The organism is Ruegeria sp. CDSC021, assembly GCF_059610845.1.
In genome coordinates, this window is the sequence record NZ_JBXWOK010000016.1 from 55,510 (window position 1) to 67,887 (window position 12,378).

The 12,378-nt window shown below is 59.8% G+C and carries 13 protein-coding genes; 6 read left to right on the forward strand and 7 right to left on the reverse strand.

What is annotated here, in order from left to right:
- Positions 1-3 precede the first annotated feature (3 nt).
- From AC2FGB_RS18635 to AC2FGB_RS18650, 4 genes are all read left to right on the forward strand, one after another.
- A complete protein-coding gene (locus AC2FGB_RS18635) occupies positions 4-1,209 on the forward strand; it encodes a metal ABC transporter permease (RefSeq protein ID WP_496694593.1) in 1,206 nt (401 codons plus the stop codon).
- The gene (locus AC2FGB_RS18640; RefSeq protein WP_496694592.1) at positions 1,206-2,135 is read left to right on the forward strand and encodes a metal ABC transporter permease; all 930 of its coding nucleotides are present in this window, start codon (positions 1,206-1,208) and stop codon (positions 2,133-2,135) included. The genes AC2FGB_RS18635 and AC2FGB_RS18640 overlap by 4 nt, the downstream gene beginning before the upstream one ends.
- Before the next feature lie 282 nt (positions 2,136-2,417).
- Positions 2,418-4,268, forward strand: a complete 1,851-nt coding sequence (mutL, locus tag AC2FGB_RS18645; RefSeq protein WP_496694591.1) for a DNA mismatch repair endonuclease MutL — start codon at positions 2,418-2,420, stop codon at positions 4,266-4,268.
- Between the two features lie 52 nt (positions 4,269-4,320).
- Positions 4,321-5,550 carry a DNA recombination protein RmuC gene (locus tag AC2FGB_RS18650; protein ID WP_142640068.1) on the forward strand — a complete coding sequence of 410 codons (1,230 nt, stop codon included), beginning with the start codon at positions 4,321-4,323 and terminating at the stop codon, positions 5,548-5,550.
- 60 nt (positions 5,551-5,610) lie between these two features.
- Here AC2FGB_RS18650 and AC2FGB_RS18655 read toward each other — a convergent pair whose 3' ends face one another.
- Together AC2FGB_RS18655 and AC2FGB_RS18660 are read right to left on the reverse strand one after the other, a co-directional pair.
- Positions 5,611-6,261: a ChrR family anti-sigma-E factor gene (locus tag AC2FGB_RS18655; protein ID WP_496694590.1), complete on the reverse strand. Its 651-nt coding sequence runs from the start codon at positions 6,259-6,261 to the stop codon at positions 5,611-5,613.
- Between the two features lie 10 nt (positions 6,262-6,271).
- Complete coding sequence (locus tag AC2FGB_RS18660) at positions 6,272-6,928, reverse strand: sigma-70 family RNA polymerase sigma factor (protein WP_142640072.1); 657 nt, start codon at positions 6,926-6,928, stop codon at positions 6,272-6,274.
- 147 nt (positions 6,929-7,075) lie between these two features.
- Between AC2FGB_RS18660 and AC2FGB_RS18665 the strand changes: the two genes are divergently transcribed.
- Positions 7,076-7,852, forward strand: a complete 777-nt coding sequence (locus AC2FGB_RS18665) for a DUF1365 domain-containing protein (protein WP_142640074.1) — start codon at positions 7,076-7,078, stop codon at positions 7,850-7,852.
- Positions 7,853-7,931: 79 nt separating this feature from the next.
- Complete coding sequence (locus AC2FGB_RS18670) at positions 7,932-8,249, forward strand: DUF3775 domain-containing protein (RefSeq protein WP_142640076.1); 318 nt, start codon at positions 7,932-7,934, stop codon at positions 8,247-8,249.
- A gap of 48 nt (positions 8,250-8,297) precedes the next feature.
- On the opposite strand, the gene AC2FGB_RS18675 is transcribed toward AC2FGB_RS18670, so the two are convergent.
- Genes AC2FGB_RS18675 through AC2FGB_RS18695 form a run of 5 tightly spaced genes read right to left on the reverse strand, consistent with a single transcriptional unit; the run spans position 8,298 to position 12,072 of the window.
- Entirely contained in the window at positions 8,298-9,440 is a 1,143-nt protein-coding gene (locus AC2FGB_RS18675) for a saccharopine dehydrogenase family protein (RefSeq protein ID WP_496690446.1), read from the reverse strand.
- 22 nt (positions 9,441-9,462) lie between these two features.
- Positions 9,463-9,711, reverse strand: coding sequence for a SemiSWEET family sugar transporter (locus AC2FGB_RS18680; RefSeq protein WP_142640081.1), 249 nt, complete (start codon positions 9,709-9,711; stop codon positions 9,463-9,465).
- A gap of 12 nt (positions 9,712-9,723) precedes the next feature.
- A complete protein-coding gene (locus AC2FGB_RS18685) occupies positions 9,724-10,770 on the reverse strand; it encodes a saccharopine dehydrogenase (protein ID WP_496690447.1) in 1,047 nt (348 codons plus the stop codon).
- Positions 10,771-10,785: 15 nt separating this feature from the next.
- The gene (locus AC2FGB_RS18690; RefSeq protein ID WP_142640085.1) at positions 10,786-11,400 is read right to left on the reverse strand and encodes a glutathione S-transferase family protein; all 615 of its coding nucleotides are present in this window, start codon (positions 11,398-11,400) and stop codon (positions 10,786-10,788) included.
- Positions 11,401-11,421: 21 nt separating this feature from the next.
- On the reverse strand, positions 11,422-12,072 hold the full coding sequence (locus AC2FGB_RS18695; RefSeq protein WP_142640087.1) for a histidine phosphatase family protein: 651 nt from the start codon (positions 12,070-12,072) through the stop codon (positions 11,422-11,424).
- Positions 12,073-12,378: the final 306 nt, after the last annotated feature.

A 12,378-nucleotide genomic window follows, 5' to 3' on the forward strand; every position in this document is an offset into this window, starting at 1 on the left:
GTCATGCATTGGGATGCTCTGACCCTTCAGCTTGGCTATAACGCTACGCTTGTCGCAATCGGCGCAAGCCTGCTGGGCATTTCCGCCGGGGTAACCGGCACATTTCTGTTCTTGCGCAAACGTGCACTGGTCAGCGATGCGATCAGCCATGCGACATTGCCGGGTGTGTGTCTGGCCTTTATGGTACTTGTGGCCCTCGGTGGGGACGGCAGAAACCTGATCGGCCTGCTCGTCGGGTCGGCAATATCCGCTTGGATCGGCCTTTTGTGTATGAACTGGCTGACGCGGCACACGCGGCTGGCCGAGGATGCCGCGATCGGAGCGGTCCTATCTGTATTCTTTGGTTTCGGCATTGTGCTGCTGACGGTGATCCAGACCATGGGTGTGGGCCGACAGGCGGGGCTCGAAGGGTTTCTGCTGGGCTCGACCGCAGGAATGCTTTGGGCAGATGCGATGATCATTGCGATCGGAGGCGCGGCAACGCTGGCGCTTGTCATGATTATCCGCCGTCCAATGACGATCGTTGCCTTTGATCCTGAATTTGCCGCAGCCAGGGGCCTGCCGGTGCATCGCATCGACCTTGCAATGATGGGTCTGGTTATGGCCGTCACAGTGGTTGGCCTGAAAGTTGTCGGGTTGATCCTGATCGTTGCGCTTTTGATCATTCCGCCGGTGACAGCCCGGTTTTGGACTGAGCGGTCCGAAAGAGTAGTGTTGCTGGCGGGTCTGATCGGGGGCGTCTCGGGTTATATCGGTGCGGCACTGTCGGCGGCGGCTCCCAATCTGCCGACGGGTCCGCTTATCGTTCTTGTCAGTTTTGCCGTGTTTGTCCTGTCGTTGCTGTTGGCACCGGTTCGCGGTGTTCTGGCGGCGGTGTTGCGGCACCTGCAATTCCAGCGTCGGGTTCATATCCGGCAGGGCTTGCTTGCGTTGGCACAAGGGCAGAAAATCTATGAGCCGCTGACCCTGCGTTTGTTGCGCCGGGCCGGGTTGGCACGCCCCGACGGCGTGGCAACCGAGGCTGGCAAGGCCCGCGCCGCCAAAGCCCTGCGCGACGAAAAGCGGTGGGAGGTCGTTCGCACGGACCAGGCCCACGAAGCAACAGCGGCGTTGTATGATGGGCTGCGCGATATCGAAACAGTGCTGACACGCGACCAGATTACCGAAATCGACCGGCAGATCGGTGGCCCGCAGGGGGTAGCAACATGAGCGGCGAAGAATTCGTTCCCCTGTCACTGACACCGCTGCTGATCGGGACATTTGCGGCCATCGCCTGCGCCCTTCCGGGGAACTTTCTGGTTCTGCGCAAACAGGCGCTGATCGGGGATGCGATCAGCCATGTAGTGTTGCCGGGCATCGTGGTGGCCTTTCTGCTGACCGGCGCGATCTCGACCTGGCCGATGATGCTGGGCGCGGCGGGTGCTGCCGTGGTTGCCGTTGTGATGATCGAAGCGATCCGCAGGCTGGGTCAGATCGAACCCGGTGCGGCAATGGGCGTGGTCTTTACTACCCTGTTTGCGGCGGGTGTTCTTTTGTTGGAGCAGACGGACACCTCGACCGTGCATCTGGATGTGGAACACGCGCTGTATGGCAATCTCGAAAGTCTGATCTGGCTGGACGCAACGGGATGGGCCTCGCTGCGGGACCCGGCCGCGCTTGCGGGGTTGCCCCCGGAATTGCCGCGTATCGCGCTGACGCTTGCGGGGGTTTCCCTGTTTACCTGGATATTCTGGCGACCATTGAAGATTTCGACCTTTGACGAAGGTTTTGCCAGCACGGTTGGTATTCGGACCGGTCCTTTGGGGTTTGCGCTGGTGATCGCAGCGGCGATTGCTGCTGTCGCAGCCTTCGACGCGGTTGGCTCGATCATCGTGATCGCCATGTTCATCTGCCCCCCGGCTGCGGCGCGGTTGATGACCAACCGATTGGAATCTCAAATCGCATGGAGCGTTGTATTTGCCTTGGTTTCGGCGGTGATGGGCTATGTTCTGGCGGGTTATGGCCCATTATGGCTGGGTGCCCGCGATGCCGTGAGTGCCGCCGGAATGATCGCAACGGTATCTGGTGTGATTCTGGCGCTTGCGGCTGTTTTCGGCCCCTGCCGGAACCGCGCGGGCGCTCCAGGCACTGTCTGATCCGGCAAATTCCTGCTGTTGGCTGATGCCGTATTTCGGCTGAACTTTGCCAACGCGAACAGCACGGCCAGAGTTAATGAGCCTTAATCTGCAGATCGTGCTAAGGTTGTTGTATTGTTAAGCAACTGACCACCACTCACCCCGGCTTGTTCGGGCAATCGTGATCAAGGTCGTCGCCTTGCAGGCCGACATGGCGCGATTGTCCGAACGCCCCCCTCATGCACAAAATCTGAATACCATAGCGGTGGCAGAATCGTGTGCGCATGTGCTAGGTCTAGGGGTATGGAGCAGGCAAACCCCAATATCAGCGAGTTTCGACCGGTAATTCGGCAGTTGGACGATGCTGCAATCAACCGGATCGCAGCCGGCGAAGTGGTCGAGCGACCGGCCTCTGCGGTCAAGGAATTGATCGAGAACGCCATTGATGCAGGTGCCACGCGGGTTGCGATAGAGATCGCCGATGGGGGCAAGACGCTGATTCGCGTCACCGATGACGGCTGTGGTATTGCGGCGGCGGACTTGCCGTTGGCTTTGGCCCGCCACGCAACCTCGAAAATCGACGGGTCGGATCTGCTGAACATTCATACTTTCGGCTTTCGCGGTGAGGCGTTGCCGTCGCTGGGCGCGGTTGGGCGTTTGACCATAACCAGTCGTGTTCCGGGGGCGGATGCGGCGCAGATTCAGGTCGCTGGTGGCACAATGTCCGCGGTGAAACCCGCGGCTCTGCGCGCGGGTACCGTGGTCGAGTTGCGCGATCTGTTCTTTGCCACGCCTGCGCGTCTGAAATTCATGCGTACCGACCGCGCCGAGACACAGGCCATCGCCGATACGGTCAAACGTCTGGCCATGGCCGAGCCCTCGGTCACCTTTACCCTGCGCGATGTCTCGGGCGGCGGCGAGGGGCGCGTGACCTTCCGGGCTGACCGCGAGAATGGTGATCTGTTTGACGCGTTGCATGCCCGACTGGCCCGCGTGATCGGGCGCGAGTTTGCCGAGAACGCGTTGCAAATTGACGCCACGCGTGAGGGTATCCGGCTGTATGGCTATGCCGCTCTGCCGACCTATTCTCGGGGTGCAGCGGTGGCGCAGTACCTGTTCGTCAATGGACGGCCTGTGCGTGACAAGATGCTGACCGGTGCATTGCGGGCGGCCTATTTCGACTTTCTCAGCCGTGATCGGCATCCGGCGGCGGCTCTGTTCATCGACTGTGATCCGACGCTGGTGGATGTGAACGTGCACCCTGCCAAATCCGAAGTGCGGTTCCGCGACCCTGGCGTGGCGCGCGGGCTGATTGTCTCGGCTCTGCGGCACGCGCTGGCAGAGGCCGGGCATCGGGCGTCTTCAACCGTAGCGAACGCGACCCTCGGCGCGATGCGGCCTGAATCACCGCAACCCATTCCGGCGCGGGTCTACCAGATGGATCGCCCTTCACCCGCCGCGCGCCAGATGGCCTATCAGGCGCAGGCACCGGGCTTTGCTGAACTGACCCGCGATTACAGCGGCAGCGTGGTCGAGCCGGTCGCGGAACCCGCTTCCGAGGCGCCGACCGAAGACCTGCCTTTGGGGGCCGCGCGCGGGCAGGTGCATGAAAACTACATCATCGCCCAGACCGCTGATGGCATGGTGATTGTCGATCAGCACGCCGCGCATGAGCGGTTGGTCTATGAAAAGCTGAAAGCCCAGATGGCGGCGAACCGCGTGGCGGCGCAGGCGCTGCTGATCCCCGAGATCGTAGAGTTGTCTGAAAGCGACTGCGCGCGACTTTTGGCGGTGGCGGATGACCTTTCTCGCTTTGGCCTGACGCTCGAGCCCTTCGGCGGCGGTGCGGTTGCCGTGCGTGAAACCCCGGCCATTCTGGGTGAGGTCAACGCCCGCGCAATGATTCTGGATATTCTGGATGAGCTCTCCGATCAGGGTGAAAGCCAGAAGGTGCAGGCGCGGATTGAGGCGATCCTCAGCCGTGTCGCCTGTCATGGTTCGATCCGCTCGGGCCGCCGAATGCGGGCCGAAGAGATGAACGCCCTGCTGCGCGAGATGGAGGCGACACCCCATTCCGGCCAGTGCAACCATGGGCGGCCAACTTATGTGGAACTGAAACTGGCCGATATCGAACGATTGTTCGGACGCAGTTGATCCCGCGCGGTGCGCGGGCTATGAAGAATAAAACAAGAACACCCGAGGCAACATGATCGAGATTGCAGGAACCCAATTTGCATTGAACGACCCCGTGATCCTGATCGTTGGCGGGGTGGTGGCATTGATCCTGTTGCTGCTGTTCCTGTCTTTGCGAGCGGCCAACCGGTCAGCCAGGATGGCCGAGCCACTGTCGCGGCAAATGGCGCATCTGGGTCAACATGTTCAGCAGTTGGGACAAGGACAAGAGCAGCTGCGCGGTGGTCTGCAGCATGTCTCGGACACGCAGGCCAATGCGCAGCTGCAGGTGATCCAGACGGTTGAATCGCGCCTGTCTTCGGTGCAGCAGCAGATGAACGATCGGCTGGCAGATAACGCGATGAAATCCGCACGTGCGCTGGCCGAGATGCAGGAGCGGATGAAGGAATCGCTGCACGGCTCGTCGAAACAAACGGCGACGTCACTGACCCAGCTGCAGGAGCGTCTGGCGGCCATCGACAAGGCGCAAGATAACATCACCAAACTATCGGGCGATGTGCTGTCGCTTCAGGATATTCTGTCGAACAAACAGACGCGAGGTGCGTTCGGAGAGATTCAGTTGAACGATATCGTCTCCAAGGCGTTGCCCTCGGACAGTTTCAAGCTGCAGGCGACCTTGTCGAACGGGCGTCGGGCGGATTGCCTGATCCACCTGCCCAACCCACCCGGCCCCATTGTGATCGACAGCAAATTCCCGTTGGAAGCGTATGAGGCGCTGATCGGGTCGACCAATGATACGGAGCTGAAAGCGGCGGTGCAGATGTTCCGAACAACTGTGCGCAAGCATATCAACGACATCTCCGAGAAATACATTCTGGACGGGGAAACCGCCGATGGCGCGTTGATGTTCCTACCTTCCGAAGCGGTTTATGCCGAGTTGCACGCCAAGTTTCCCGAATTGGTGCAGGAGAGCTTTACCAAACGTGTTTGGATCGTCTCGCCCACCACCTGCATGGCAACGCTGAACACGATGCGCGCGATCCTGAAGGACGCAAGGATGCGGGAACAGGCGGGTGCTATCCGCAAAGAGCTGGGTCTGCTGCACAAGGATGTAGATCGCCTGGGCGATCGGGTTTCCAATTTGGACCGGCATTTCGGGCAGGCGGCCAAGGATATCTCGGAAATCAAGATCAGCGCTGAAAAGGCCGGGCGCCGGGCGCAGCGACTGGACAATTTCGATTTCGAAGAGATCGCACCTGACGACACGCCGGGCGTTGTACCGCTGGCGCGGCACGAAATCTGATAAGCCGTTCGATGCGACATTGGCCGGATTTGGCCAGCGCATCGCGTCAGGTCCCAGAGATCAGATACGCAGGAAGGGCTGGAACAAGCGGGGCATGAGCTTGGTGAATTTTAGCGTCGCGTCGGTAACGGCCAGACAGATGCAATCTGCGGTAATGTCTGCGGTCGGGGTGTGATGCAGATCTTCATCGGCAATCTCAACATCGCCGCGTGCAAAGTGATCAACCTCATCCGAGAAAGCACCCTGCAGAACCATGGTCAATTCCATACCGTTATGGCTGTGATCCGGAACTGCGGTTCCGGCCGGAATGAACAGCAGACGTGCCGAAGCGTCGCCGCTCGTCGGCAAGATAGCTTGTCTGACGCCCATTCCGATGGGCCGCCATCGGATGTCATTGACAGTGCCGCCGACGTAGTCCTGCAGGGGGGCAGGTAGCACGGCGCAGCCCTTGTTCACGGGCTTGGGGGTCGGTACGCCTTGGGCGATCAGCGCCATCGTCGCAGCCAGCGCGCTGTCGTTCATTTGGGCAGGATAGGGCAGCGCGTCCAGTATCTGTCCGCCAACCGCATCAAAGCTTTCAGCCTGCGCGCGGCAATGGTCACACAGCGACAGATGGGTCGCGACCATCAGATCGAACGCTTCGGGCAGGCTGCCGGCGGCATATGCCATCAGCAGATCTTCCGTCAGGTGATGCTTAATCTGTTTGCTCATCGTCTCTGTCTCAGTTCATTGCGTGGCGCAGGCGATCCAGCGCCAGCCTAATTCTTGATTTGATCGTTCCCAGAGGCAATCCAGTCTGAGACGCAATTTCCCGGTGACTCAGGTCTCCGAAATAGGCCTTTTCGATCAAGTCTCTTTGCGCGTCAGGCAACGCCTTCAAGGCAGTGCGCAGCTGCGCGGTTTCTTGTTGCAAGACGATCACGTCGTCCTGATCAGGTTCGGACTCGGGGCCCCAGCCCAGTTCTTCCGGTTCGGGGCGCCGTTGCTTGCGCAGGGCGTCGATGCGTTTGTTCCGTGCGATGGTGAACACCCATGTGGCCACCGTTGCCCGGGTCGGATCGAACAGATGGGCCTTGTGCCACAAGGTCGCCATCACCTCTTGCGCACATTCCTCGGACATGGTCGCGTCCGAGCCTGACTTCATCAGGAACGCCTTGATCCGCGGCGCAAAATGCTGGAACAGCTCGGCAAAAGCCGCCTGATCCTGCGCATCCCGAATGCGCCTGACATGGTCCACCCACTCAATCCTGGTGTCGCAACTGCTTTGTGTTCCGTTCACCTGTCTACCCTTGATGCGTTTTCTTGTGCGCCAAGGCTTGAGGACGGCGGGTGTAGCCGCCGGCTCGTCCAAGGTCACGGTGTCTATCTCGGTAAACATAACCACAATACGGTTGGTGTCCCAAGCCGGATCACTCTGAAGCGATATTTTTGATCCAATCCTGGCTGGATGCCGTATTCTAAGTAACAGAAACCTTCAGAAAACCACGCCCCTCCGGGCGGTTACAAGCGGGTCGGACCATATCGAATGACACAGACCGTTGATCATGTTGCGGGCCATACCTTTCACGGGCGCAAGGGGGCGATCGAAAACGCCTTCCGCTATTCGGTCGACTACATTCTTCTGAACCCTGAACGCGATCTGACCACTCCGGCGCTATTTTCGGTGAACCGGGCCAATCTTGCCAACTGGCGGTCGCAGGATCACGGGGGTGAGCCGGGCCAGGGCGACGGTGCCGCCTGGCTGCGCGCGCGGTTTGATCAGTTGCAGGTGGCGCAACCGGCGCGCCTGATGTTGCTGACGCAGCCTCGGGTTCTGGGGCATGTGTTCAACCCGGTCAGCTTCTGGTTCTGTTTTGATGGACAGGATGTGCTTAATGCGGTGGTGGCCGAGGTGACCAACACCTATGGCACGCGCCACAGCTATCTGTGCCACAAGCCCGGTTTTGCGCCCATCGAAGTGACAGACAGGATGGTGGCTGACAAGCTGCTGCATGTTTCGCCCTTCCAGAAGATCGAGGGCAGCTATACCTTCCGTTTCGACTATCGCCCCGAACGTGTTGGCGTTTGGATCGAGTATACCCGCCCCGAGGGCGGATTGATCGCCACCCTGACCGGGACACGCCGTCCGCTGACCAACCGGGTGATCCTGTGGTCGCTGCTGCGCCGCCCATTTGGTGCGCGGCGGACCTTTGCGCTGATCATCTGGCAAGCACTTAAACTTTGGGTGAAAAAAGCCACCTTTCGCCCGTTCAGAACCGCACCGGTGCCGGATCAGCCGGTTTCGCGTGTGCGCCTGCGCTAACGCGTTTGTTCAAGATCAAAGACTCGGGCTCTGCCTAGTGGTTGTTTCATTCGAAAGCCGCGAACACAGGAGTCGGGTCATGTTGGAAATTTCAGCAAGAAAAGTTGCTCAGGTTGCGCTGATGGGGCGCGAGCTGAATCGGGCCGAGGGCGAGTTGCGCGCGTTCATTGATCACATGAGCGAGGACGAACAGGCCGAACTGGTGGCTATCATGTGGATCGGGCGTGAAAGCTTCTTCGCCGAGGATCTGGTCGAAGCCATCGCCACCGCAAGGGCCGAAGCCTCAACCCCCTGTGCTGATTACCTGATCGGAACGCCGCACATGTCAGATCATCTGGAAAATGGTCTGGATGCGCTAGGGGTATCGGCCGAGGACGTGGAAAATGATCTGATGTAGGCACCAGTTTTATTGCCGTCACGCCACCTGATTGGCGTGACGGTCATCTCAGTTGGAATGGTCAATGATCGCGAGGTGCTGCGCCAGCCGGTCGATTTCAGCCATCCAGCCCTGCACCAGTTTCGGATCATTGGGGGCCGCATGAACGCCTGCCGGAATAGCGCGGTTCAAGACGGCTTCGACAGCCAGTGAAACGGGGACCGAGACCAGCCGCGCCATTGCCGTGCCGCGGTCGTCACCCCAGGCATCCATCACATAGGTTTTGTGCCAGACCGGAACGCCGTCTTTTTCCGCCTTCAGGCCCACACACAGAACCACACGGTCCGGCTCGCCCTCGTCATAGGCGTTGTCGGCCCAGAACTGGTCCGACATCTCCTTCAGGCGTGCATCGCCTTCGGGGCCGGACAGGGTTTCGATTTCGGCAAACACACCCGACCACGCATCGGCCCAGCCATTCAGACGCAGCGTACCGCGGACGAATTCCTTGACCGGCCAGTGATCCTCGAAATGGTACTGCGCCATGAACGGGATCGAGTCGCGGTTCGGATAGACCTCAAAGCTTTCGGGTGTGGGCAGGGGTGCGATATAGCTGGTAATCGCATCCCATGGGCGCGCCACGTCCAGCGGAGCATAATTGCGAATTGATTTCGATGGTGAACGCAACGCCTTGAGCACACCCAGCGGTGACCAGCTGAACTTGTACCGGAACGGGTTCGGATGCTTGGGGATGCCACCGCAATAAGAGATGAAACTCAGGTGGTTCTGCGGGTCGAACGCGTCCGAAGCGCGATAGTCGTCGATCAGTGCATGAGCCATCAGGTGATCGATGCCCGGGTCCAGCCCGCCCTCGTTGACCAGCGCCACCCCGGCTTCGCGGGCCGCCTCGTCCAACGCGCGCATCTCGGGGGCGATATAGGAGGATGAGACGAAATTCGCCTGTTTCGCGATTGCAAGCTCGGCCAAGGGCACGTGCCAGTCGCCGGGCAACATCGAAACGATGACATCGCCCTGTTCCAGCACCGCCGCCAAGGCGTCGATGTCAAAAACGCGGATATCGCTGGTCAGGTCACCAACTTCGGCCTTGGCCTTTTCGATTGTCCGGTTCCAGACCGTGACCTTGTGCCCGCCTTCGATCAGGCGGCGTAAGCCGGGAATGGCCGACAGGCCGGTGCCACACCAGTGAATCGTCATGTGAAAACTCCTTTACGGCTGTTCAGCCAAACCTCAGTTTTGCAATCACGATCGCGCTGACAAGCAGGATCGAGATCACATTACCCAATATCAGCGGCCATGCCGCAATCATCACTCCGTAAATCAGCCACAGGCTCAGCGTGGCCAGAATCAACAGGTTCGCCGGCATAGACAGATCCTTGGTCTCGCGGGAGCGCCAGGTCTTTAGGGTTTGAGGAAGCCAACATACAGTGCCCAGCACCGCAGCCGCGCCTCCGATCAGGTGTTCCATGCGTGGCTACTCCTAGACATGGTTGTCGAAAGTATCGCGGGCCCGGCCCCAGACGCCGCTGTCCAGATCGGTCAGGGTCAGCAGAGAAGGCAGAAGCTGTGCTGCATAATCTTCCGAGCTTTCGACCGGTAGCATCGACGGCAGATTGTCGATTGCAACTACATCAAGAACCGGATTGGTCGCCACGCGCAGGGCAGGTGCCTCCCAAGTTGTTGCTCGGTCATAAACCGGAACAGGGTTATAATCGCTGTCGGGGTCACAGGCGACATCGCCGATGGCGGTCAGCTTGCGGTCAGCGGCCAGTGCCTCATGTGGGACAAAAATCGGCGTACCTGGGCGCGCGAAGATACAGTTCAGGAACAGGTCGTGGTCCAGGATTTCAGGGAACGGCCCACCGCTGGCGGTTTCGGCCATGTCCCACTTGGTGACACTGACACCCATCGCCGTGCAAAGGTCGCTGGCGCCGGTGCCCACGCGGCCAAGAGCACCGATGACGATGGCCCTTGGTCTATTGGCCTCGATGGCATCTAGTTCAGCCAGAAGCTCGGAATTCAACGCGTCCTTGCTGGGATAGACACCAACCGGAGGGCATTCCGCGCCCCGCTGCTGCGCGGCCCAAGTCTTGAGTGTCACCGCAGCCCCGGCATAGCCGGCCCAATAGCCAAAGGCGGCGACTCGGCGGCCGTTTTCGTCGACAAGATATTCCAGATCATACAGCGTTCCGCCCCCGGCCTTGAACCGTTCTAGCAGCGCCCGGCCGGAATGCTGACCCTTATAGGCATGGCCGAACATGATGTGGAGGTGGGGCAGGGGCGTGCCATCCTCGGGCAGTTCCTTGAGGCCAAAGATGATCGCGTCCTTGGGTGCATCTGGCCAGGAGTTCTCGGGCGCGATCTCGCAGCCAGCAGCCTTGTAACCGTCGATGGGGATGGCGCGAACATGGCTTTCCTCGACCGTTACGCGGATGCCAGCAGCGATCAGCGCCAAAGCGCCTTCAGGGGTCAGCCCGACCCGTTCTTCGTTCGGGCGCTGTTCGGCCCGGACCCATAGATGCGTCATATTTTGTCCCCTTTATCAGAGCATTCCGGCGGCACGTACGGCTTTCAGCGAAGCGCGCGCTTCTGCCGCCTCACGAAAGGCGACGATCTTGGGGTAGGCTGCGATGTCGACGCCGTCGCCTTCCAACCAACTGCAAACCACATACAAATAGGCATCGGCAAGCGAGAACGCCTCGCCCAGCACAAACGGTCCACGCAGACCGTTCGAACAGATATAGTCGCAGGACGCTGCCATGGTCTGCGCGACTTTTGCCGTCATATCCTTCCAGCTGGATTTCTTGTCGGCCCACCGCGCGCCGCGCAGCTTATGGGCGTGGTTCACATGCATGGTCGAGGCAAGGTAATACATCACCTCGCGCATCCGGGCGGCCATGATCGGGTCCGCAGGCACCAGCCCGGCCTTCGGAGCCATTGCTGCGATGAACTCCAAAAGTGCCCCGGTTTCGGTCAAAATCCCACCGTCAACCACCAGCGCCGGAACCCGGCCTTTTGGGTTGATCTGCTTGTAGGCGGATTTGGTTTGCTCTCCACTGGCAAAGTCCAGTTGGATCGCCTCATAGTCCAGCCCGGCCTCTTCCAGTGCAATCGCAACGGCGACCGAAATCGTGCGAGGGGCATAGTAAAGTTGCATCACAAAGCCTCTGGTTTGGGGTTACAGGTGGGTCTGTGCAAACTGCCGGTCTGGTGCTTCCAGATGCGGAACGGCATTGAACAGAACCGGGCTGAGCTGTGTACCTATCGGGTATAAACGGTGCATTGACGTGTTCATGATGGCAAGAGCCACCCGCGCCATGGCCGGGATATCCAGCCCCATCGCCTGCCGGACAACCATCGAAATCAACCCGCCCGAGGTCACAACGATGGCAGGGCCGCCTTCGGTTCCGATATCGGTCAGCGCGTCGCGCACCCGGGTTTCGAATTCCTCGAAGGTTTCCGGTGTGTTTTTGATGGCGCCATCGGCCCAGGCGGCAAAGGTGCGGGGCAGATGCTCGACAAAACCTTCGCGATCAGTGGGCACTTTCACTCCGTGCTGTTCCTCGAACAGCTGCGCGATGGTGAAATACTCGATCTCGTTCAGCCGCGGATCGCGGATCGGATCAGTCAGCCCCATGCTGGCGGTGGTCTCGGCGTGGCGGATCAGGGTGCCGCAATAGACCCGGGGAAAATGGCTGCGTGTGTCCTGGAGATGCGCCCCCAGCCAGCGGGCCTGCTGATGTCCCAGATCGCTGAGCTTGTCATAGTTCTTTTCGTCGCGCGCGGTGGTATTGGCCTGCCCGTGACGCACCAGTGTGATATGTGACATGTCGGTCCCTCTTGCGTGGCAAGTCTTAGGACAGGTCTAGGTCCGGGGCCAGAGCCGTTCGTTGCGGTTTGGAAATTATTCTCGCTCACCCCCGAATCTGGCCGGGCGGTATTGTTGTTGACTCGCAAGACCGTCCACAGGAACCTTGGTGATATCAGACTGTCCTGCAAATTCATCGTTGCAAGCTATTCGATGACCTCGGAAAACTGGCTTGGGAAAGGATTTATTTATGACGGATATTAGGCGCACGCCTTTGCATGGTTTGCATGTTGAGTTGGGTGGGAAGTTGGTTGATTTTGCGGGCTG

Bases quoted from the DNA above. Each gene is read 5' to 3' on its own strand.
- AC2FGB_RS18650 (WP_142640068.1), top strand. From the start codon at position 4,321: ATGATCGAGATTGCAGGAACCCAATTTGCATTGAACGACCCCGTGATC.
- AC2FGB_RS18685 (WP_496690447.1), bottom strand. From the start codon at position 10,770: ATGACGCATCTATGGGTCCGGGCCGAACAGCGCCCGAACGAAGAACGG.
- AC2FGB_RS18640 (WP_496694592.1), top strand. From the start codon at position 1,206: ATGAGCGGCGAAGAATTCGTTCCCCTGTCACTGACACCGCTGCTGATC.
- AC2FGB_RS18695 (WP_142640087.1), bottom strand. From the start codon at position 12,072: ATGTCACATATCACACTGGTGCGTCACGGGCAGGCCAATACCACCGCG.
- AC2FGB_RS18670 (WP_142640076.1), top strand. From the start codon at position 7,932: ATGTTGGAAATTTCAGCAAGAAAAGTTGCTCAGGTTGCGCTGATGGGG.
- AC2FGB_RS18655 (WP_496694590.1), bottom strand. From the start codon at position 6,261: ATGAGCAAACAGATTAAGCATCACCTGACGGAAGATCTGCTGATGGCA.
- mutL (WP_496694591.1), top strand. From the start codon at position 2,418: ATGGAGCAGGCAAACCCCAATATCAGCGAGTTTCGACCGGTAATTCGG.
- AC2FGB_RS18660 (WP_142640072.1), bottom strand. From the start codon at position 6,928: ATGTTTACCGAGATAGACACCGTGACCTTGGACGAGCCGGCGGCTACA.
- AC2FGB_RS18680 (WP_142640081.1), bottom strand. From the start codon at position 9,711: ATGGAACACCTGATCGGAGGCGCGGCTGCGGTGCTGGGCACTGTATGT.
- AC2FGB_RS18675 (WP_496690446.1), bottom strand. From the start codon at position 9,440: ATGACGATTCACTGGTGTGGCACCGGCCTGTCGGCCATTCCCGGCTTA.
- AC2FGB_RS18635 (WP_496694593.1), top strand. From the start codon at position 4: ATGCATTGGGATGCTCTGACCCTTCAGCTTGGCTATAACGCTACGCTT.
- AC2FGB_RS18690 (WP_142640085.1), bottom strand. From the start codon at position 11,400: ATGCAACTTTACTATGCCCCTCGCACGATTTCGGTCGCCGTTGCGATT.
- AC2FGB_RS18665 (WP_142640074.1), top strand. From the start codon at position 7,076: ATGACACAGACCGTTGATCATGTTGCGGGCCATACCTTTCACGGGCGC.